Origin of the sequence: Amycolatopsis sp. (genome assembly GCF_035276945.1) — a bacterium.
Lineage (GTDB): Bacteria > Actinomycetota > Actinomycetes > Mycobacteriales > Pseudonocardiaceae > Amycolatopsis_E.
This window is the reverse complement of record NZ_DATELF010000118.1, coordinates 1-19,576: the sequence shown is the minus strand read 5'-3', so window position 1 is coordinate 19,576 and position 19,576 is coordinate 1. Positions and strand designations below refer to the sequence as shown.

20 protein-coding genes are annotated in these 19,576 nt (G+C 69.0%); 9 read left to right on the top strand and 11 right to left on the bottom strand.

Going from position 1 to position 19,576, the window contains the following annotated elements; translation table 11 throughout:
* Positions 1 to 66 precede the first annotated feature (66 nt).
* The gene (locus tag VJT49_RS21655) at positions 67 to 714 is read left to right on the top strand and encodes a hypothetical protein (RefSeq protein WP_324166710.1); all 648 of its coding nucleotides are present in this window, start codon (positions 67 to 69) and stop codon (positions 712 to 714) included.
* On the opposite strand, the gene VJT49_RS21650 is transcribed toward VJT49_RS21655, so the two are convergent.
* From VJT49_RS21650 to VJT49_RS21640, 3 genes are all read right to left on the bottom strand, one after another.
* Positions 711 to 1,325 carry a nucleoside triphosphate pyrophosphatase gene (locus VJT49_RS21650; RefSeq protein WP_324166709.1) on the bottom strand — a complete coding sequence of 205 codons (615 nt, stop codon included), beginning with the start codon at positions 1,323 to 1,325 and terminating at the stop codon, positions 711 to 713. The genes VJT49_RS21655 and VJT49_RS21650 overlap by 4 nt on opposite strands.
* Before the next feature lie 66 nt (positions 1,326 to 1,391).
* Positions 1,392 to 2,840, bottom strand: a complete 1,449-nt coding sequence (locus VJT49_RS21645) for an MFS transporter (RefSeq protein WP_324166708.1) — start codon at positions 2,838 to 2,840, stop codon at positions 1,392 to 1,394.
* Positions 2,824 to 3,462 carry a PadR family transcriptional regulator gene (locus VJT49_RS21640; RefSeq protein ID WP_324166706.1) on the bottom strand — a complete coding sequence of 213 codons (639 nt, stop codon included), beginning with the start codon at positions 3,460 to 3,462 and terminating at the stop codon, positions 2,824 to 2,826. The genes VJT49_RS21645 and VJT49_RS21640 overlap by 17 nt, the downstream gene beginning before the upstream one ends.
* Before the next feature lie 150 nt (positions 3,463 to 3,612).
* Here VJT49_RS21640 and VJT49_RS21635 point away from each other — a divergent pair, with 150 nt between their 5' ends.
* Positions 3,613 to 6,735, top strand: a complete 3,123-nt coding sequence (locus VJT49_RS21635; protein ID WP_324166705.1) for an NACHT domain-containing protein — start codon at positions 3,613 to 3,615, stop codon at positions 6,733 to 6,735.
* 104 nt (positions 6,736 to 6,839) lie between these two features.
* Here the strand turns inward: VJT49_RS21635 and VJT49_RS21630 are convergent, their stop codons facing one another.
* The 5 genes from VJT49_RS21630 to VJT49_RS21610 all read right to left on the bottom strand — a co-directional run bounded on the left by VJT49_RS21630 (position 6,840) and on the right by VJT49_RS21610 (position 10,684).
* Positions 6,840 to 7,052: an acyl-CoA carboxylase subunit epsilon gene (locus VJT49_RS21630; protein ID WP_324166704.1), complete on the bottom strand. Its 213-nt coding sequence runs from the start codon at positions 7,050 to 7,052 to the stop codon at positions 6,840 to 6,842.
* 15 nt (positions 7,053 to 7,067) lie between these two features.
* Positions 7,068 to 8,708 (bottom strand): acyl-CoA carboxylase subunit beta, encoded by a 1,641-nt coding sequence (locus VJT49_RS21625; RefSeq protein ID WP_324166703.1) that lies wholly within the window; start codon positions 8,706 to 8,708, stop codon positions 7,068 to 7,070.
* A 49-nt stretch (positions 8,709 to 8,757) separates the two neighbouring features.
* The gene (locus VJT49_RS21620; RefSeq protein WP_324166702.1) at positions 8,758 to 9,627 is read right to left on the bottom strand and encodes an SRPBCC family protein; all 870 of its coding nucleotides are present in this window, start codon (positions 9,625 to 9,627) and stop codon (positions 8,758 to 8,760) included.
* The gene (locus tag VJT49_RS21615) at positions 9,628 to 9,951 is read right to left on the bottom strand and encodes a metalloregulator ArsR/SmtB family transcription factor (protein ID WP_324166701.1); all 324 of its coding nucleotides are present in this window, start codon (positions 9,949 to 9,951) and stop codon (positions 9,628 to 9,630) included. It lies immediately after the preceding gene.
* Between the two features lie 118 nt (positions 9,952 to 10,069).
* On the bottom strand, positions 10,070 to 10,684 hold the full coding sequence (locus tag VJT49_RS21610) for a TetR/AcrR family transcriptional regulator (RefSeq protein ID WP_324166700.1): 615 nt from the start codon (positions 10,682 to 10,684) through the stop codon (positions 10,070 to 10,072).
* Positions 10,685 to 10,756: 72 nt separating this feature from the next.
* Between VJT49_RS21610 and VJT49_RS21605 the strand changes: the two genes are divergently transcribed.
* The 6 genes from VJT49_RS21605 to VJT49_RS21580 all read left to right on the top strand — a co-directional run bounded on the left by VJT49_RS21605 (position 10,757) and on the right by VJT49_RS21580 (position 16,134).
* Positions 10,757 to 11,338 carry a peroxiredoxin-like family protein gene (locus tag VJT49_RS21605; RefSeq protein ID WP_324166699.1) on the top strand — a complete coding sequence of 194 codons (582 nt, stop codon included), beginning with the start codon at positions 10,757 to 10,759 and terminating at the stop codon, positions 11,336 to 11,338.
* A 325-nt stretch (positions 11,339 to 11,663) separates the two neighbouring features.
* Positions 11,664 to 12,410, top strand: a complete 747-nt coding sequence (locus VJT49_RS21600) for a DUF899 domain-containing protein (protein WP_324166698.1) — start codon at positions 11,664 to 11,666, stop codon at positions 12,408 to 12,410.
* 67 nt (positions 12,411 to 12,477) lie between these two features.
* A complete protein-coding gene (locus VJT49_RS21595) occupies positions 12,478 to 13,296 on the top strand; it encodes a class I SAM-dependent methyltransferase (protein ID WP_324166697.1) in 819 nt (272 codons plus the stop codon).
* A 446-nt stretch (positions 13,297 to 13,742) separates the two neighbouring features.
* The gene (locus tag VJT49_RS21590; protein ID WP_324166696.1) at positions 13,743 to 14,060 is read left to right on the top strand and encodes a hypothetical protein; all 318 of its coding nucleotides are present in this window, start codon (positions 13,743 to 13,745) and stop codon (positions 14,058 to 14,060) included.
* Between the two features lie 8 nt (positions 14,061 to 14,068).
* A complete protein-coding gene (locus tag VJT49_RS21585; protein ID WP_324166695.1) occupies positions 14,069 to 14,959 on the top strand; it encodes an RNA polymerase sigma-70 factor in 891 nt (296 codons plus the stop codon).
* 65 nt (positions 14,960 to 15,024) lie between these two features.
* A complete protein-coding gene (locus tag VJT49_RS21580; protein ID WP_324166694.1) occupies positions 15,025 to 16,134 on the top strand; it encodes an NAD(P)/FAD-dependent oxidoreductase in 1,110 nt (369 codons plus the stop codon).
* On the opposite strand, the gene VJT49_RS21575 is transcribed toward VJT49_RS21580, so the two are convergent.
* Genes VJT49_RS21575 through VJT49_RS21565 form a run of 3 tightly spaced genes read right to left on the bottom strand, consistent with a single transcriptional unit; the run spans position 16,131 to position 18,278 of the window.
* Positions 16,131 to 16,442, bottom strand: a complete 312-nt coding sequence (locus tag VJT49_RS21575; RefSeq protein ID WP_324166693.1) for a hypothetical protein — start codon at positions 16,440 to 16,442, stop codon at positions 16,131 to 16,133. The two genes, VJT49_RS21580 and VJT49_RS21575, sit on opposite strands and share 4 nt — an antisense overlap.
* On the bottom strand, positions 16,439 to 16,843 hold the full coding sequence (locus tag VJT49_RS21570; protein WP_324166692.1) for a YciI family protein: 405 nt from the start codon (positions 16,841 to 16,843) through the stop codon (positions 16,439 to 16,441). Before VJT49_RS21570 ends, VJT49_RS21575 begins: the two co-directional genes overlap by 4 nt.
* Positions 16,844 to 16,880: 37 nt before the next feature.
* Positions 16,881 to 18,278 (bottom strand): MFS transporter, encoded by a 1,398-nt coding sequence (locus tag VJT49_RS21565; RefSeq protein ID WP_324166691.1) that lies wholly within the window; start codon positions 18,276 to 18,278, stop codon positions 16,881 to 16,883.
* A 92-nt stretch (positions 18,279 to 18,370) separates the two neighbouring features.
* On the opposite strand from VJT49_RS21565, the gene VJT49_RS21560 reads away from it, so the two are divergent.
* A complete protein-coding gene (locus VJT49_RS21560; RefSeq protein ID WP_324166690.1) occupies positions 18,371 to 19,348 on the top strand; it encodes an Lrp/AsnC family transcriptional regulator in 978 nt (325 codons plus the stop codon).
* Positions 19,349 to 19,576 lie beyond the last annotated feature (228 nt).

Genomic DNA, 19,576 nt, shown 5'->3' with positions numbered 1-19,576 from the left:
GGCGCGGTAGTACCCGTGCGGTGAGAGGCAGCTCACGAGACACGGCGGAACACGCATAATCGAAACGTGCGGAAGGTCGGGGGGACGGTGCTTTTCACCGCCGTGTTCGCCGTGGTGGTGACGGCGGCGGCATTGCTCACGGTGGTGGTGCTGCGGCCACGGAATCCGGGCGGCCCGCCGCGTGCCGAGGGTTTGCCGGTCAGCGTGGGGGCCGGTGCCGGCTGCGGCGACGGGCCGTGCCAGGCGCTGGCCATTCAGAATGTCAACGGCCAGACGGTCCAGCTGCTGGCGAACTCCCGTGGGGACAACGGCCGGTTCGAGGCCGGGGGTGACGTCCTGGAGGCGACGGTGACCGCGCTCGGTGCGCGGCTGGACGCCAAGTCGTTGTCCTGCTTTCCCGCTTCGGTTTCGGCCTGCCTGATCCTCGCGCCGCGTGACGGCGGGAAAATCGCGCAGTTGCTGATCAACCGGGGCGGGAGCTGGAGTTCGGTGGACAAGCCCTACTTTTCCGACGCGGGCGTGATCGTGCTGTCGAACGTCACGGGCGGGGACGCGCCGGAGGTCGTCGTGGTGCAGGCGTCACCCGTGCTGGCGAAGGTTTACGCACTCGACGGGTCGGTCGCGGGCTGCACCCGCCGGTATTCCTCGCTGGGCGGATTGCGAGGCTGGCCCGATGTCCGGGTCACCGCCGCCGACCTGCGGCCCTGCTCCTAGCGGCGCCAGAGATCGACGACGCCGACCCCGACCTCGGCGAGAAGGCGCCGGGTCAGGGGCAGGCTGATGCCGATGACACTGGACGGGTCGCCGTCGATACCTTCGACGAACCAGCCGCCGAGACCGTCCAGAGTGAACGCACCCGCCACTTCCAGGGGTTCACTCGTGGCGACGTACGCCTCCAACTCGTCGGGGGACAAATCGGCGAACCGGACCGTCGTCACCTGGCTGCCGACGGCTTGCCGGGTGCGGCGACCGCCCTCGATCCGGAGCACCGCGTGACCCGTGAGCAGTTCGCCGCTGCCGCCCGCCATCTGCGCCCAGCGCTTGCGGGCCACCTCGGGCACGCCCGGTTTGCCGACCATCTCGCCGCCGATCGACAGCATCGAGTCGCAGCCCACCACCACTGCTTCGGCGTCGGCGACCCGTTCCGCGACCGCTTCCGCCTTCGCCAGCGCGAGCGCGGTGACCAGTCCGGCGGGCGTGGGGTCGGAAAGTGCCGCGGCGACGGCATCTTCGTCGACGCCGGACACCAGCACGCTCGGGTCGATCCCGGCGGAGCGGAGCACGCCGAGGCGGGCGGGGGACGCGGAAGCGAGCACGAAACGCACGAGCCGCAGATTACCCGCCACGCCAGCGCGATCTGGGGCTTGCCTCCAGACCCCCTCCGCGACCTCTTACGCCACGGCCGACTCGGTCTGTGGAGTGGACACCGGGCTTCGAGGCGTCGGGCGGCGGATGGCCACCGCGGCGAGGACGCCCAGCAGCAGGACGGCCATCGGCAGCAGCAGGGTCTCGCGGGCGGCGTCGGTCAGGGCGAGCGGCGCGTTGCCGTGCTCGGCCGCCATCGACGCGGTGATCCGGGCCTGGAGCAGCACCCCGGTCGCGGCACTGCCGAGCACCCCACCGACCTGGCGCGCGGTGTTGAAGATGCCCGAGGCGGCTCCGGCCAGCCGCTGCTGGACCGAGCTCATCGTCGCGTTGCTCATCGGCGGGAACACCGTGCCGATGCCCAGCCCGCACAGCAGCAGTCCGGGGAGCAGCGCCCACGGGCTGCCGGTGGCGTGCGCGGCCAGCGCGATCAGCCCGAGCCCCGCGACCAGCGTGACCAGTCCGGTGACCACCAAATACTTGGGGTTGACCTTGTCCGAGAGACGGCCGACGACCGGCGCGACAAAGCCCGACAGCAGCGACATCGGCGCGGTCACGAGTGCGGCCTTGGTCGGCGACAGGTTGAGCACTTCCTGGAGGAAGATCACCATCGGCAGGAACATCGATGTCATCGTGAATCCGACGGTGACCGAGGTCAGCGTGCCCGCGGAGAAGTTCCGGTCGCCGAACACCGCCAGCGGGATCAGCGGCTCCGCGCGGTTGAACCGTTGCCACACCACGAAGGCGGCGAGCAGCACGACTCCGGCCGCGATGGTCTCGAAGGTGTTGACCGGCCCGGCCACCTTCCCCCAGTCGTAGTGCTGTCCATTTTGGAGGCCGAAGACGAGCAGGCACAGCCCGGCGCCGGAGAGCAGGATGCCGGGCACGTCGAAGGAGTGCGCGCGCCCCGGCCGCCAGTCCGGCACCCACCGCAGGGTCAGCACGATCCCGGCGAGGCCGACGGGCACGTTGACGAAGAAGATCCATTCCCAGCCGAGGCCGTCCACCAGCACGCCGCCGAGTAGCGGTCCCGTGATCGTGGCCAGGCCCGCGACGCCACCCCAGAGACCCATGGCCGGTCCGCGCTTGGTGGGCGGGAAGAGATGAGTGATGAACGCCAGCGTCTGTGGGGTCATCAGTGCCGCGCCGAGCCCCTGCACCGCGCGCGCGGAGATGAGCATTCCGGCCGTGCCCGACAGGCCGCACCACAGTGAGGCGGCGGTGAACACGACCAGCCCGGCGAGGAACACCCGCTTCGGGCCGAACCGGTCGCCGAGCCTGCTGGTGAACAGCATCGGCACCGCGTAGGTGAGCAGGTAGACGCTCATCACCCAGACCACGGAGTTCAGGTCCGTGTTCAGTCCGCGCACCATGGCCGGGATCGCGATGGACACGATGGTGGTGTCCAGCAGGATCATGAAGAACCCTATGCACAGCGCTCCGAGCGCGGCCCAGGGATTAGCTTGCCCTCTCATCATTGCCTTCCCCATCTTCTACAAGGGACAGTTCTTTCTGGCCGGATTTGTCATCCGGCCAGGGAACGCAACCTGTTTCCAGGTCTTCGATCAGCTTCAGGGTCCAGTCCAGTTCGGACTTTCGCTGGTGGTGGACGAACGCGAAGTCGATCCAGTAGATCTCGGGCAGGTTGTCCCCGCGCACCTTGTCGACGACGACTTCCTCGGCGGCGACCTGCGAGCGCAGGTTCATCGCGCGCATCTTCAGTTGTTCGAGGAAGTCCGGTAGCTCGAGTTCGCTGCCCGCGGACAGGGCGACCGGGTACGCGGTGTAGTCCTGTGCGAGGGTCGACAGCATTTCCCGGGTCTGTGCCGCGAACGTATCCCGGCCCTGGTCGGTCATGGCGTAGACGGTCCGTTCGGGGCGGCGTCCCTGGCGTTGCGTGCCGACGACCTCGATGAGTCCTTGGGTTTCGAGTCGCTCCACCGTGTGATAAAGCGAGCCGGGCCGTAGCTTCACCCTCCGGTCCACCCGCCGCTCGCGCATCAGCTGCGTCATCTCGTACGGGTGCATCGGCCGCTCGTGCAGCAGTTCGAGGATTGCCATGGCCAGTGTGGTCAGCGGTGCCTTCGAAGTGGCCACCCCAATCAGCCCTTTCGGATGACTCCATCTCGTTTATTCCGCATGGACTATACGGCTTGGAGTGTAAGCCGTCGACACCGGCCTTCTGTGAGCTGGGTAACGTGGAGTTCGCCGGGGGGCATCGGCCGGAGTACCTGGGGGTTGTCCGTGGTGGATCCGCTTTCGTCCGCGCTGCTGGCCGCGCTGGGCGCGACCTTCTCGGCCCTGCACCAGTGGGCCGTGGACAAGACGGCGAACCGGCTGGTCGAGCGCGGCAGGGTGCCGCGCGCGGCGAACCCGGACCGGGTCCTCGCTCAGGCCGCCAAAGAGCTCGCCGAGCTGCGCCGGGTCGAGTTCGCCGACCTGGCCGCCGGTGACTGGGAGGTCGTGCAGGAGGCGGTCGCGGAATCACTGCGGGTGGCCGGGATCGCGGAACTGGCCGAGACGGCGCCCAGCGTGCTGGTCAGCGCCAACCGGTTGCGGGCGCGAGTCCGTGCGGCCGGACGTCCCGCGCTGGCTTCGGCCGGGCTCGGCGCGCCGGGCCGGGAGGCCTACTTCCGGCTGCTGAAGCACAGCTGCCGGAACATCGCGAGGCGCGCACAGGCCGCCGACGCCCTGATGCACGCGGTGCACGCCGAGATAGCCGACGGCGTCGGTCAGCTCAAGGACCAGATCACCGATCTGGCGCGCGAGCCTCGGTCGCGGGCCGATGGCTTCGAGCGCTCGTATGTCGGCTATGTCGCCGAGGACAACGCGACCTTCGAGCTGTTCCAAGTGAGCATCGGCCGTGCTCCGGCCAGCTACGCCTTCGACGGCTTCTACACGCCACCGTCCATCGCGCGTCGCCACCGGTCCGCCGACGACACCGAGCTGACCGGAGCGGGAACGGACGGCGTTAACGCCATGCGGTCCGCCCGGCGCGTGCTGCTGATCGGCGGCGCGGGCGCCGGGAAGACGACCTTTCTGCGCTGGCTGGCGTACAGCGCCGCGGTTTCGGGCCGCGAGTGGGGTGATGCGGTGCCGTTCTTCGTGCCGCTGCGGCAGTTCGGCGACCGCGCACTGCCGGACCCGGAGGACCTCGTGAAGGTGACCGCGGGCGCGCTGGCCGGTGAAAAACCCGAGCGCTGGGTGAGCGGGTTGCTGCGCTCGGGCCGGGCGATGGTGCTGGTGGACGGGGTCGACGAGCTGTTGGTGGAGCGGCGTGCCGAGGTCGAGCGGTGGCTGGCCGGCCTGGTGCGCGCCTACCCCGAAGCGCGTTACGTCGTGTCCACCCGGCCGTCCGCGGTGCCCGACGACTGGCCGGCCGGGGGGCTGGCGGCCGGCCCCCAGGGCCAGGGGCACGTCCCCGGAAGGCACGGCGGATTTCAGCGCTTCGAGCTGCTTCCGTTGAGCAGCAACGGCCAGCGCAAGCTCATCGGCCACTGGTACACGGCCGCGCGCGGCCTGGAGATCGACCGGGAACAGCAGGACTGGCTCCACGGCTGCGAACAACGGCTGGTGCGCAGCCTGGCGGGCAGGCCCGACGTGCGGACGCTGGTCTCCAGCCCGTTGCTGTGCTCTCTGCTGTGCGCGTTGTATCGCAAGGAGAACATGTACCTCCCGCAAAGCCGCAAGGAACTGCTGGACAAGGCGCTGGAACTACTGCTGGGCCAGTGGGACGTGCAGCGGGAGGTCACGGTCGAGGACGAGCTGCGGATGTCCACCAAGGAGAAGATCATCCTGCTGGAACGGTACGCGGCGCCGATGGTGCGCGGTGGTGAGTTGCAGGTCGACGTGGAAGTCGCGGAACGCCGGTTCGGTCGCGCGATGTCCGGGCTGCGGTCCTCGATCGCCGGGGTGCTGCCGGCGCAGGTCTTGCGGCACATGCTGGAACGCACCGGGCTGCTGCGGATGCGGGACGGTCGCGTCCAGTTCGTGCACCGCACGTTCCGGGACTTCCTCGCGGCGGGCGAGTTCGTCAAGGCGGGTGAACTCGGCTACCTGATCGAGCACGCCCACGACGACTCGCTCAACGAGGTCATCTTCATGGCCGCGGCGCAGGCGCGGGCGCGTGAGGCGGGGGAACTGCTCGGCGGGCTACTGGAGCGGGCGAACAAACGGGCCACGCGCAAGGACCAGGAGGTGGCCGGCCGGCTGACCCTGCTGGCCGCCGCCTCGCTGGGCTATGTCGACGTGATCGACCCCGAGCACGTGCGGACGGACGTGCTCGCGGCCGTGCGCCGGCTGATCCCGCCGGCCACCTTCCAGGACGCGGAGATGCTGGCCAGGGCGGGCTCGTTCGTGGCCGACCTGCTGCCGGGACCGGTCGAGGTCGGCAAGCACGCGGGCGAGATCGGCGCGGCCAGGGCGGCCGTCGCGGCCCGCGTGATCCGGACGCTGGCGATGGTCGGTGGGGAGGAGGCGTGGGAGAAACTCCAGGCGTTCGCCGGCACCGACCAGGGCGTGGTCATCGACGAACTTTTGCGGGCATGGCGGGCGTTCGACCACTCCGAGGACTACGCCCGCACTCTGCTGTCCAAAGTAGACTTCGGTGACCTGGTGCTGGAGGTGCACCGCTGGGATGTTTTGGTGCGGCTGCGCCACCTGGAGAAACTCACCGCGGTCCAGCTGATCGGCGACATCAGGCTGACCGCCCAGGGACACCGGCCGCTCGCCGAGATCGCCCACCTCAGGCAGCTGGAGATCCGGTCCAACGAGGTGGAGCGTTCGCTGGCCGGGCTCGCCGGCTGCGACCGGCTCCGGGTGCTGCGGATCTCCGGCTACAGCGCGCTGGAGGACCTGTCCGCGCTCGCCAGGCTTGACGTCGAGGAGCTGTACCTGCACACCACCGGCGGTTTCGCCGCCCGCCGCGTGCCCCGGCTCGCCACGCTGGCCGGCGCGCGTGTGCGGCTGCTGTCGATCCGGCACCCCGAACTGGCCGGCGGGCTGGATCCGCTACCCGCGGACCTGCCCCTGACCGAACTCGTGCTCGACGGCCGTCCCGGATCCCGGTCCCTGCTCGGCGTGCAGCGCTGGCGCGGGCTGGAAAAGGTGACGGTGCACGGCATCCCGAACCTCGACGAGGTCCGGGCCCTCGGCGAACTACCCGCGTTGGGGCATCTCGTAGTGCACAATGCCGTGCCGGTCACGGAGCTGGTCCGGCTGCGGCCACTGGGCGCGCTGCGGGTGGAACTGTCCGGAATACCGGCGTCCGAACAGGACGATGCCCGGCTCGCGTTGCCCGAGGCGGAACTGATCGTCCACATCGCCGAGGAGGACGACCCGCCGACCGGAATCGCGGTCCGCGCGAGCTAGCCCCGTTCTCCGCACATGGACACGTTTCGTCTGGTCAGCGGGCCGCACCAAGATGCTCTCCTGGGTATCGCCGCAGGTCAGCGGCTCATGCGCGGAATACCCGGCTAGCGAGGGAAAGCCGAGGCGCGCCACGCGCCCTCGCCGGGATGGACCGGCCGGCGGAGCAGCGCGAGCCGGTCCGACCACGACGACCGGGGCCGTGGCTTCTCCGGCTTGCGGGGAGCGGACGCGGCGGCGGCCAGGACGGCCGTCAGCGCGGCCAGTTCGATGTCGTCGGGCTCGCCGCGCACCACCCGCAGAAACGGACGCTCGCGCACACCTACCTCCAAGGGCTACAGCGGAATGTTGCCGTGCTTCTTCGGGGGCATGGTCTCCCGCTTTTCGCGCAGCATCGACAGCGCACGGGCGACATGGCCACGCGTGTGGGCGGGGACGATCACCGAATCGACGTACCCGCGTTCGGCGGCTTCGTACGGGTTGAGCAGGGCGTCCTCGTATTCCTGGATCAGCTGGGCACGCAGCGCTTCGACGTCCTTGCCCTCCTCGGCCGCCTTGGCCAGGGTCTTGCGGTACACGATGTTGGCCGCGCCCTGCGCCCCCATCACCGCGACCTGCGCGGTCGGCCAGGCGAGGTTGATGTCGGCGCCGAGGTGCTTGGATCCCATCACGTCGTAGGCGCCGCCGTAGGCCTTGCGGGTGATCACGGTGACCAGCGGGACGGTGGCCTCGGCGTAGGCGTAGATCAGCTTCGCGCCGCGCCGGATGATGCCGTTCCACTCCTGGTCGGTGCCCGGCAGGAAGCCCGGCACGTCGACGAAGGTCAGCACCGGCACGTTGAACGCGTCGCAGGTGCGCACGAACCGCGCGGCCTTTTCCGAGGCGTCGATGTCGAGGCAGCCCGCGAACTGGGTCGGCTGGTTGGCCACGACGCCGACCGCGTGGCCGTCGACCCGGCCGAAACCGACGATGACGTTGGGCGCGAACAGTTCCTGGATCTCCAGGAACTCGCCCTCGTCGAGCACGCGGGTGATCACTTCGTGCATGTCGTAGGGCTGGTTCGGGGAGTCCGGGATGAGCGTGTTCAGCTCGAGGTCGGTCTCGGTCACTCCGTCCGCAATGGACTCACCGGAGGGCTCGGGCGCGTCGAAGACCGGCGGATCGGACAGATTGTTCGACGGCAGGAACGACAGCAGCTCCTTGACGAACGAGATCGCGTCCTCCTCGTCGGCGCCGAGGTAGTGTGCGTTGCCCGACTTGGTGTTGTGCGTGCGCGCGCCGCCGAGCTCCTCGAACGTGACCTCCTCGCCGGTCACCGTCTTCACCACGTCGGGGCCGGTGATGAACATGTGCGAGGTCTGGTCGACCATCACCACGAAGTCGGTCAGCGCGGGAGAGTAGACGTGACCGCCCGCGTTGGCGCCCATGATCAGCGAGATCTGCGGGACCACCCCGGAGGCCTTGACGTTGCGGGTGAAGATTTCGCCGTAGAGGCCGAGCGAGACCACGCCCTCCTGGATGCGCGCCCCGCCGCCCTCGTTGATCCCGACGATCGGCCGGCCCGTCTTGATGGCCAGATCCATCACCTTGACGATCTTCTCGCCGTACACCTCGCCGAGCGAGCCGCCGAACACCGTGACGTCCTGGCTGAACACGCAGACCGGGCGGCCGTCGACCGTGCCGTAGCCGGTTACCACACCGTCGCCGTAGGGCCGGTTCTTCTCCTGCCCGAAGTTCGTCGAACGGTGCCGGGCCAGCTCGTCCAGTTCGACGAACGAGCCGGGGTCGAGCAGCAGGTCGATCCGCTCGCGGGCGGTCTTCTTGCCCTTCGCGTGCTGCCGCTCGACCGCCCGGTCCGACCCGGCGTGCACCGCTTCGTCGTAGCGCCGGTACAGGTCGGCCAGCTTCCCGGCCGTCGTGTGGATATCCGGCTCGTCGGCCGGTGGCGTTCCGATCGGCTCCGTCGCGCTGCTCATGAATCCGCAGCTTAACGACTACCGAGTGGCCGTGTGTGTGGCCTGAGCCTCAGTCGGAGAACAGCGAGGTGAAGAATTCACCGAGCCGGGTCCGCCAGGCTTCGAGCGCGGTTTCCCGGAGACCTGCCGGCCGCTCGGGAATCGTCTGGGTCACCTCGACGCGAACGCCGATGGCCCCGTCCGAGACGAACTCCCACCGCACCCGGCCGGCTACTTCGCCATCGTGCCGCCACTCGTACTCCAGCACGTGCGGCGCCTCGGCCCGGGTGACCTGGCCCGCGCGCACCTGGTGAATGGCGGCGGGTGCGGGCGGTGCGTCGCCCACCGCGACCGGTCTGCCGTCGGTCAGCCGGGCCCAGGCGTCGTCCAGGGGCCGCCACACCAGGTCTCGGACGAAGCGCACCCCATCCGCGGTGACTTCACCCTGGTCCAGCCCGAACTTCTCGACGTAACGCAGCATCGGGCCGAGCCAGTCCTGGTTCGCCGCGGCAGCACGGTTGTCGAGGCGGGCGGCCAGGGACTCCAGGCAGGTGTCCCAGCCGGACGCGTTGCGGCCCGCGGCGAGCCGGCCGAGCGGGCCGCCGCCGAGGGTCTGCGAGAAGTAGAGGCGGCATCCGTCCCCCTCCGGCACGAGCTCGAAGCGGAGCACGTCCTCGTTCCACCGGAACGCGTAGACCTTCGGGGGGTCGAATTCGAGAACTTCCCCCTCGCTGGTCTTGTCGTCGATGGGGGCCTGGTCCGGGAAGACGAACCGCATCTTCGCGCCCGCTTTCAGCTCGGTTTCGATGGCGGCGGGGAACCAGTGCGCCATTTCCGCCGGGTCGGTGACGGCCCGCCACACCTTTTCCACCGGGTGCGCGAACCGCCGCTCGAAGCGCAGCACCGCGTTGCCGCTGATGGTTTCCAGTTTTGCGTCCACTTAGGACTCCTCTGGGTCGTCGGGGATGGTGTCCAGGTGGTGTTCGAGAGCGTCCAGGCTGTCGTTCCACAGCCGCCGGTACGGCGCGAGCCACTCGTCGATCTCCACCAGCGGGGCCGCCCGCAGCCGGTACCACCTGCGCTGGGCGTCCTGGCGCACCTCGACCAGGCCGGCCTCGCGAAGCACCTTCAGGTGCTTGGACACCGCCGGCTGGGTCAGGGCGAGCCGTTCGACCAGGTCGCCGACCGGGCGCTCACTTGTCCGGAGCAGGTCGAGGATCTCCCGGCGCCGTGGCTCGGCCAGCACCTCGAACATTGATGCCATGTCGGTAATATAGCCATGTTGGCATATAATGTCAACCCCACCACTCGCGAGTCCCCACTCGCGGCGCGCGAATCCCGCGTTCGGGGATGTGCGGACTTGTCAGGGCGGTGGGGGCGCCCTAGGAAAGGCCGAGGCCGCGGAGGACGATTTCCAGGCCGCGGTGGAATTCCTCATCGGGAGTGACGCGCTGGGCGTGCCGTGCGGTGTCGCGGAGGAATGGGTAGTCCTCGACCGGCAGTTCGGCCATGGCCGCGGTGCCGCCGCCGGAAAGTGGGCCGAAATACGTCGTCTGGAGTGTGCCGAGCAGGTAGCTCAGCAGCGCTCGGAACGCGATCACCCGCCGCTTGCCGGTGAATCCCACGTCCGTCAGCACGCCGAGCACCGCTTCGCCCCACCGTCTGCTGGCAACGGAAAGATGCCGGTGGGTCAGCAGCAGTGGTACCACGGCCAAATGTTCGCCGACGGCCTGGCGTGCTCGTTCGGCGAGGACGGTTAACCGTTTCGCCGCCGGTGCGCGGGCCGGCACGGTCAGGTCGACCTTGTCGAGCACGAGCTCGATGACGAGTCCTTCGAGTTGCCCGCGGTCGGTTACGTAGCGGTACAGCGACATCGTGCCGACGCCGAGTTCCGCCGCGACCGTGCGCATCGACAACCCGTCGAGACCTTCGCGGTCGAGCACGGCGAGCGCCGCGGCGGCGATTCCGGTGTCGGTGAGCGAGCGTGGGCGAGGCATCCTGGTTGACAGCGTACAACATACGCGCATAGCGTCGTAAGCGTACGACGCACGCTTACGAGGGAGATCGCCGTGCCGAACCGGACAACCGACCGTGAACTACAGACCGTCACCGGCGAGACGATCCGGGTTCCGGATCCCGAGCGAACAGTCCACCTCCAGTTCCGGCGCTTCGCGGGCTGTCCCGTGTGCAATCTGCATCTGCGCGAAGTGGTAAACCGGCACGACGAAATACTCGCGGCCGGAATTCGTGAAGTCGTGCTCTTCCATACCCCGGCCGATGAACTGCGGGTGCACGTCGAGGGCCTGCCGTTCGCCGTGGTGCCCGATCCGGACAAAGTGCTCTACCGGGAATTCGGGGTGGCGTCGTCGCCACGTTCGCTGCTGAATCCCCGCGCGTGGGGCCCGATCCTGCGCGCCGTGTTCGTCGGCCTGGTGCGGCGGCAACCGCTGGCTTCGCGCAAACCGCATGGTGGACGGCTCGGCCTGCCCGCGGACTTCCTGATCGCGAGCGATGGCCGGGTGCTGGCAAGCAAGCACGGGGAGCATGTCTACGACCAGTGGCCGGTCGACGAGTTGCTGGCACTCGCGAGGGAGGGCGAGGGAGGGCACTGTCGTAGAAGGCGCGCGAAGCGCCTCCGTCGAAAGTGGTAAGTGAAGCGCGGCCGGGCCAGTGATCAGTTCTCGTCCGCTCGAGTAAGTCGCGTGCGCCCGAGCGCATCGCTGGCATTGCTCGCCACCACGGACTTCCCCTTCGACGCCTTCGAAGGCCGGGCACGTTCGGGCGAAACCGACGGGATGGTAACCCAAGTCGTGCCTTCGCGCACCCGCTGGTTCATTCCGGCCACCCTCGCTTGGAACGGCTGGGGCGTGCGCCGGACCGGTCAGCGCCGCGCTCGACGAGTTCCTGCCGCGCCGACGAGTTCTCGCGCCTTGGCCGGTCTCAACTGGTGACATCCAGAAGAGTGAGGAGCACAAGATGAGCCTTCCCGAGGTCGTTTCCCGGCAGGAATGGGTGGCCGCGCGCAAGGAGTTGCTGGCCAAGGAGAAGGAGCTGACCCGGGCGCGGGACGCACTCAACGCGGAGCGCCGGCGTCTGCCGATGGTCGAGATCGACAAGGACTACCTCTTCGAGGGGCCGGACGGCAAGGTCACGCTGGCGGACCTCTTCGAAGGCCGCGGCCAGCTGATCGTGTACCACTTCATGTTCGGCCCGGACTGGGACGAAGGCTGCCCGAGTTGCACGGCCGGATGCGACGAGATCTCGGCCGGCCTGCTGAACCATCTGCACGCGCGGGACACGTCGCTGGTCGTTGTCGCCAGGGCACCCCTGCCCAAGATTTCGGCCTACCAGGCAGCCCGGGGATGGGATTTTCCGTTTTGTTCGGCCTACGGCAGCGATTTCAACTACGACTTCCACGTCACCCTGGACGAGTCGGTCGCGCCGGTCGAGTACAACTACCGGAACCTCGAGGAGCACAAGCGGGCGGGCACGCCGGGCGCTGTCGAGGGTGAGCGGCCGCTCGAACGGCCGGGCTACAGCTGTTTCCTGCGGCACGGCGACCGCGTCCACCACACCTATTCGACGTATGCGCGTGGATGCGAAATGACCGGCGGCTCCTACTACTTCCTCGACCTGACCGCGCTCGGCCGGCAGGAAGACTGGGAGGAGCCGAAGGGCCGAGCCGAAAGCGTGCGCGCCGGGATTCCCGTTTTCGAGGACTGAGTCAGCGGGCCCACCCGAGGCTGAAACTCCGTCGACGTCCCGCGGCCCGCGATGTGATGCTGTCCGGATGGACGACTACCTGGTGGTCAACAAGGCCAAGTGGGACGAGCGCGCGCCGATACACGCCGGGTCCGTGGAATACGGGTTCGAACGGTTCTGCCGTGATCCCGGGCATCTGAGCAACGTGGTGCGGTTCGACCTGCCGCGCCTGGGCGATGTGACCGGGCTGCGCGGGGTGCACCTGCAGTGCCACATCGGCACCGACACGCTTTCCCTGTCCCGGCTCGGCGCGAAGATGACCGGGCTGGATCTGTCCCCGGAATCCCTGGTACACGCGCGGCGGCTGGCCGAAGGCGCCGGTGCGGACCTCGACTTCGTCGAGGCGAACGTCTACGACGCCGTGGACGCGCTCGGGGCGGAGTCCTTCGACCTCGTTTACACCGGTATCGGTGCGTTGTGCTGGCTGCCGGACGTGGCACGGTGGGCTCGCGTGGTGAGCGGCCTGCTGCGTCCTGGTGGGCGCCTGTTCATCCGCGAGGGCCATCCGGTGTTGTGGGCGCTCGACGAGCGGGCCGACGGGCTCGTCCTGCGGTACCCGTACTTCGAGCACCCCGAACCGCTGGTCTTCGACGAGCCGGAGACCTATGTGGAGAACGACGCGGTGTTCGAGCACGGCCTGAGTCACACCTGGAACCACGGTGTCGGCGAGATCATCACCGCGGTGCTCGGCGCCGGGCTCCGGTTGACCCAGTTCGTCGAGCACGACAGCGTGCACTGGAACGCGTTGCCGGGGCAGATGGAGATGAACTCGGCCGGTGAGTGGTGCCTGCGCGACCAGCCCGGCCGCCTGCCCGCGACCTACACCCTCCAAGCCGTCAAGGCGTAGGAGGAGCGGGGATCACCGGCAGCAGCGTGCGTGTTCCGCGTTGGCGGTGTCGGGGAGGTCCGGTCAAGCCCGGGAGAGGAGTGCGGTGAGGGCGGTGCGGAGAGCCGGCGAACCGTGCTGCCGGGTACACCATGCAGGACAGGCGATGGGCACCCGGTGGTCGACAACAACGGTGTACCGGGGGCGGGAGGCAGGCCGCCATCCTGGTTGACCGGAAATTGGCGATCAGTGCCGCGTCCTGGCTGCCCGCACACGTGCTTGAACCATGTTGCCGGGTACGCCGACGAACCCCCGATGGGCACCTGTCGCTCGACAACAACCGTGTACGGGGGCGGGGAGGCAGGCCGCCATCTCGGTCACCGGAAACCAGCGATCAACGCCGTGGCCTGGCTGCCCGCACACGTGCTTGAACAAAACTGTCGGTGGGCCCGGCTACTGTGCGGAGCATGGTGATCGAGTTTGCCCGCTTCGCGATCCACGAAGGCGCGGAGGATGTTTTCCGCGCCGAGCGGCCCGCCATGGTGGCGGCCATGCGGCGCCGGTTTCCCGCCGGCCTCGCCGCGTTCCTGATCCGGGAGGACGACGGCGACTGGCTGGACGTGGTGTTCTGGCGCGGGCGGGCTGAGGCCGAGGAGGCGGCGCGGCTGATCGACACCGTGCCGGCGTGCGCGGCCTGGTTCAAGCACATCGCCGACTCCGGCGGTCTCCGGCAGGTCGAGGTTGCCGACGCGTGGGTGGGAGGTGATTTCGTGAATGCTGCTTAGCTGTGGGTGTGGACGAACTTGAGCAGTCGGAGAAGCTGGCACGGTTCGAGGCCGAGCGCGGGCGCCTGTTCGGACTGGCGTACCGGATGCTGGGCGAGGCATCCGAGGCCGAGGACGTGGTGCAGGACGCGTACCTGCGCTGGGAAGCCAGCGCGTCGGTCGAGGTGCCGGGCGCCTGGCTGACCAAGGTGGTCACCAACCTCTGCCTCAACCGGCTTACCTCGGCGCGAGCGCGTCGGGAGCGCTACGTCGGGCCATGGCTGCCCGAACCGGTGTTCACCGACGGAAGCGTGCTCGGGCCGTTGGAGACCGTGGAACAGCGCGACTCGGTGTCGCTCGGCATGCTGGTCTTGCTGGAGCGGCTGACTCCGCCGGAGCGGGCCGTCTTCGTGCTGCGAGAGGCGTTCGACTACGGGCATCGCGAGATCGCCGAGATACTTGACCTGGACGAGGCACATGTCCGGCAGTTGTATCGCCGGGCGCGTGAGCACGTCGGCGAGTCCCGCAAACGTTTCACCCCCAGCCTCGAACAACAAAAGAAGATCGTGGAGCGCTTTCTCGCCGCGACGCTCGACGGCGACGTGGTGGGCCTCGAGCGGTTGCTCGCCGAAGACGCGGTGTCCTGGGCCGACGGTGGCGGCAAGGCGATGGCCGCGCGGCAACCGGTATTCGGCAGGGACCGGGTCGTACGACTGCTCGCCGGGCTGGCGAGGCATCCGAGGGCAGCCGGCGCGGAGCTGGAGATCGGCTTGGTGAACGGGGAACCGGCCGTGGTTGTGCACGAGGCAGGCGTGCTCACCTCCGTCATCGTTCCCGAAGTGGTGGGTGACCGCGTTGTCGCTGTCCGCGCGGTCGCGAACCCGGACAAGCTGGCCTTCGCGGCCCGGCAGAAAATGTGACCGCTGTCACGAGTTGTCACGGATCGCTCCCTTCGCCGGTTCAGACCCGCGGAAGGGAGAACGACATGACGAACATCGTGGTTTTGGGTGCCGGTTACGCGGGGCTGCTCGCCGCTCGGCTGGCGGCCAAGCGCACCGGCGCGACCGTGACGCTGATCAACGCGGGGGACCGGTTCGTCGAGCGCGTGCGGCTGCACCAGTTCGCGTCGGGCCAGCGGTTGCGGGATCTGCCACTCGCCGAACTGCTCGACGGTTCGGGGGTGAGGCTCGTCGTCGACCGCGTGATCGCGATCGATGCACAGAAGCGAGCCGTCCGGCTGGCCGGCGCCGAACCGGTGCACTACGACGTCCTGTTCTACGCGCTGGGCAGTCAGGCGGCTCTCGATTCCGTGCCTGGCGCGGCGGAACACGCCTGGTCCGTCTCGGACGCCGAGCGGGCGGCACTGCTGCGTGAGCGCCTGCGCGAAGGTGGGGTCGTCGCCGTCGCCGGAGGCGGGCTGACCGGGATCGAAGCGGCGACGGAGCTGGCCGAGTCCGCACCGGAGGTGAAGGTGCGGCTGGTGACCAACGGTACCTTCGGTGGTGCGCTGTCCGAACGCGGAAGGCGTCACCTGCGGCGCACTTTCCAGCGTCTCGGTGTCGACATCCGCGACCAGGCACGGATTACCGAGGTTCGGGCGGACGGGCTGCTGCTCTCCGACGGCGCACACGTCTCTGCCGAGGCCGTGGTCTGGACCACTGGATTTCGTGTGTCACCACTGGCCCGTGAGGCCGGATTCGCGGTCGACGCCAACGGTCGCATGATCGTCGACGAGACCCTGCGGTCGGTGTCCCATCCGGAGGTGTACGGGGTCGGGGACGCCGCCGCGGCGCGCCGGCCGGACGGGCAGGAACTGCGCATGGCCTGCGCCACCGGGCTGCCGGCCGCCGCGCAGGCCGTCGGCGCGCTCGCCGACCGGCTCGCGGGCCGGGAGCCGAAGCCGTTGCGTTTCCGGTACTTCATCCAGTGCATCAGCCTCGGCAGGCGGGACGGGCTCATCCAGTTCGTCCGTGCCGACGACAGCCCGATCGAAGCGGTGCTGACCGGCCGGCTTGCCGCGCTGTACAAGGAAACGATCGTGAAAAGCACGATCACCCTGCAGCGGCACCCCGCTCTGGCCAAACTGTTCTCCTAGCGGGACCGGGCCAAACGGTCGGCCTTCGTGGTCAGGTAGTGCTGTTCGGGGAGGCTCGTCGTCCGGCTCGCCGCGGCGGAGTAGTGAGTCACGGCGGCTTCGACATCGCCGGCCATGCCGAGCAGATGGGCGCGCTCGGCGTCAAGGCCGGCGAGGGGTTCGTCGAGCAGCCGAGCAGTTTCAGCCCGATGGCGGCGCCGTGGACCATGTGGACCATGGCCGCGGCGCCCGCCGGATTCAGCGCGACCATCGGCGCCGAGGACCTGCGGCGCGAGTTCGCGCGGCAGGTCCTCGGCGCCCGTGCTCACCGGTCGTCGCCCGGGGCGCCCATCACCTGCCGCACTTCGATCGGCTGCTGGATCGGCACCCCACCTGGACCAGGCGCCGCCGACGCCTGTGCGGCGATCTCGATGGCACGCTTCTCGGACTCGACGTCGACCATCCGGTAGCCGGCGACCAGGTCCTTCGTTTCCGGGAACGGGCCGTCGGTGACCACCGGCGCGCGTACGCCGTCGGAGGTCACGACCTTGGCCAGTTCCGGCCCCGCCAGCCCAAGTGCCTCGACCAGCTCGCCCTTCTCGACGAGCTCCTGGTTGAGACTCATTTGGAAGTCGATGTGGGCCTTGATCTCCTCCGGTGTCCACTCGCTCATGGGCACCGAGCACCCCTCGCCGCCGGCGTAGTTCTGCAACAGCAGGAACTTGGGCACGTCTGCCTCCTACCTCGATGCGTCCATTTTGACGCACTCAAGGGCTGGACGGAGCCGGCTCACGATTCTCGACATCCCCTGGCGACAGGATCGCACGTGTCAGCCCGAAGACCACGGCGAGCATGCCGATCGCCACCCACAGCGCAAGTCGCACCCCGGTCACGGGCGGCAGGTGGAAGAAGGCGGCGCCGAGCAGCGCGACTCCGAGCGTCGAGCCAAGCTGCTGCACCGCGTTGAGCAGCCCGGACGCGGATCCGGTCTCGTGGTGACCGACTCCGGAGAGCGCGTTGCCGAAGAACGGCACGGTGAACATGCCCATGCCGGTCCCCGAAACCAGCAGCGCAGGCCAAACCGTGCCGAACACCGCGATACCGGCAAGGCCCACGATCACGACGACCACACCGGCCCGCATCACGCGGGCCCCGAACCGGGGCACCAGCACCCGTCCGGTGAGCAGCGACCCGAACGTGAGCCCGATCGACCACGGCAGCATCGCGATTCCCGCGCCGGACGGGCGAACGCCGTGACCGACCTGGAGAAACACGACGAGCACGAACATCAGGCCGTTCATCACCGCGAAGAACAGCACCGCGCCGGCCATTGAGGAGGGAAACACGCGGTTGCGGAACAGCCCGGGCTCGACCAGCGGGTTCGCCGCACGTCGCTGGTGCCAGGTGAACGCCACCAGGAGCACCACGCCCAGCAGCATGCACAGCCACGTCCACAGTGGCCAACCCGCGTCGTTGCCCTGCACGAGTGGATAGATCAGCAGGCCGGTCGCGACGGCGGCCAGCACCGTGCCGGTGAGGTCGAGTCGGCGGGCGGCCGGGGACCGGTCCTCGGTGAGCAGCGGCACGCCCAGCAGCACCACCAGCCCCAGCGGCACGTTGACCAGGAACACCGAACGCCATCCGGTGCCGAAGAGGTCGGCGTCGGTGAGCAGGCCGCCGAGGACGGGACCGCACACCGAAGCCAGCGCCATCACCGGGCCGATCGTGCCCAGCGCCTTGGGCAGTTCGTCTCCGGCGAACATGGCGCGGATCAGTCCGAAGGTCTGTGGGATGATCAGCGCCGCGCCGGCGCCCTGCAGGGCACGAGCCGCCAGCAGGAGCGGTACGCCGGGCGCTGCCGCGCACAGTGCCGAACACAGGATGAACAGCACGACACCGCCGGCGAAGACGCGCCGGCGTCCCAGGATGTCGCCGAGCCTGCCGCCGGTGATCAGCAGCAGTGCGAACGGCAGGGTGTAACCCGCGGTCAGCCACTGTGTCTGGCCGTCCGTGGCTCCCAGGCCGGCCCGGATCACGGGCGAGGCGACCTGCACGATCGTGGTGTCGAGGAGGTTCATGGCCTCGGCGAGCAGAAGGGCCGCCAACCCCGCCCACCGGTAAGGGTATCCGGGGGTGTCCCCCCGGAAAGCACGCGAAGTAGTCACGCTCCACGAAGCTAGGGAAGCGGCGATCGAATCTCCACGTACAGCGCTCAAGAGGACGGAAAGTTCCAGTAGGCAAGTCTAGGATTTGGAATGTGCCATTGGACGACCTCGATCGCGCCCTGCTTCACGCACTTCATCTCGACCCGCGTGCGCCGTTCATCCAGATAGCCGAGGTGCTGGGAACGTCCCAGCAGACGGTCGCCCGCCGGTATCGGCGGCTTTGCGCCGAGGGCGTCCTGCGAGTCGTGGGGATGACCGACGCACGACGGCTGGGTCAGGTGGAGTGGTTCGTCCGGCTGCGCTGCACGCCCGACGCGGCGCTCAAGGTCGCGACAGCGCTGGCCCGCCGGACGGACACCTCCTGGGTCCGGCTCACCTCGGGCGGCACCGAAATCGTTTGCCTCACGCGAGCCGCTCATGCGCCGGACGCGCTGCTGCTCCAGCAACTTCCCAAAACCCCGCGCGTGGTCTCGGTGTCCGCGCATTGCCTGCTGCGCACCTTCGTGGGCGGGCCCGTCGCCTGGGCCGGGCGCGCGGCGACGCTCAGCGCGGAACAAGCGGCGCGGCTGACTCCCGCACCGGAGCCGGTCGACGATCAACCCGTCGACGTGTCCGGCGACGAGCCCCTGCTCGCCCTGCTGCGGCAGGACGGCCGGGCCACCTTCGCCGAACTCGCCGAAGCCACCGGAATGGCCGAGGCCACCGTCCGGCGCCGGGTACATCAGCTTCGCCGGTCCGGCGTGCTGTATCTGGACCTCGACATCGATCCGGTGCCGCTCGGGTTCCACACGCAGGCGCTTCTCTGGCTGTCCGTGCACCCCACCCGCCTGGTGGCGGTCGCGGAGGGGCTGGCCGGGCAGCCGGAAGTCGCGTTCGTCGCGGCGACCACCGGCCAGACCAACCTGCTCGCCAACGTGATCTGCCGGGATGTCGACGCGCTGTACACGTACCTGACCGACCGGATCGGCCGGATCGAGGCCATCGGGCACATCGAGACCGCCCCGGTGATCCGGACGCTCAAACGCGCGGCGCCCTCTCGCGACGCGCGTGTCCCCCTTCCCGGCAGCTGAGTTGCCCGCTCAGGCGCGCGAGTCCCCGTCACGACAACCGATTCCGCCAGCACTAGTGTTTCGCGCCGGAAATTCGTGAGATATATTGTGCGAGAGAGTCAAGGATCTCCTCCGCGGTCTTCTTCCAGACGAACGGCTTCGGGTCCTCGTTCCACGTCTTGATCCACTCACGGACGTCTTTCTCCAGCGCCGCAACGCTTTTGTGTACGCCGCGACGAAGGAGCTGAT

Excerpts from the sequence above, each read along its gene's own strand:
- VJT49_RS21645 (WP_324166708.1), bottom strand. The coding sequence starts at position 2,840 with ATGAGAGGGCAAGCTAATCCCTGGGCCGCGCTCGGAGCGCTGTGCATA.
- VJT49_RS21625 (WP_324166703.1), bottom strand. The coding sequence starts at position 8,708 with ATGAGCAGCGCGACGGAGCCGATCGGAACGCCACCGGCCGACGAGCCG.
- VJT49_RS21615 (WP_324166701.1), bottom strand. The coding sequence starts at position 9,951 with ATGGCATCAATGTTCGAGGTGCTGGCCGAGCCACGGCGCCGGGAGATC.
- VJT49_RS21610 (WP_324166700.1), bottom strand. The coding sequence starts at position 10,684 with ATGCCTCGCCCACGCTCGCTCACCGACACCGGAATCGCCGCCGCGGCG.
- VJT49_RS21600 (WP_324166698.1), top strand. The coding sequence starts at position 11,664 with ATGAGCCTTCCCGAGGTCGTTTCCCGGCAGGAATGGGTGGCCGCGCGC.
- VJT49_RS21595 (WP_324166697.1), top strand. The coding sequence starts at position 12,478 with ATGGACGACTACCTGGTGGTCAACAAGGCCAAGTGGGACGAGCGCGCG.
- VJT49_RS21590 (WP_324166696.1), top strand. The coding sequence starts at position 13,743 with ATGGTGATCGAGTTTGCCCGCTTCGCGATCCACGAAGGCGCGGAGGAT.
- VJT49_RS21580 (WP_324166694.1), top strand. The coding sequence starts at position 15,025 with ATGACGAACATCGTGGTTTTGGGTGCCGGTTACGCGGGGCTGCTCGCC.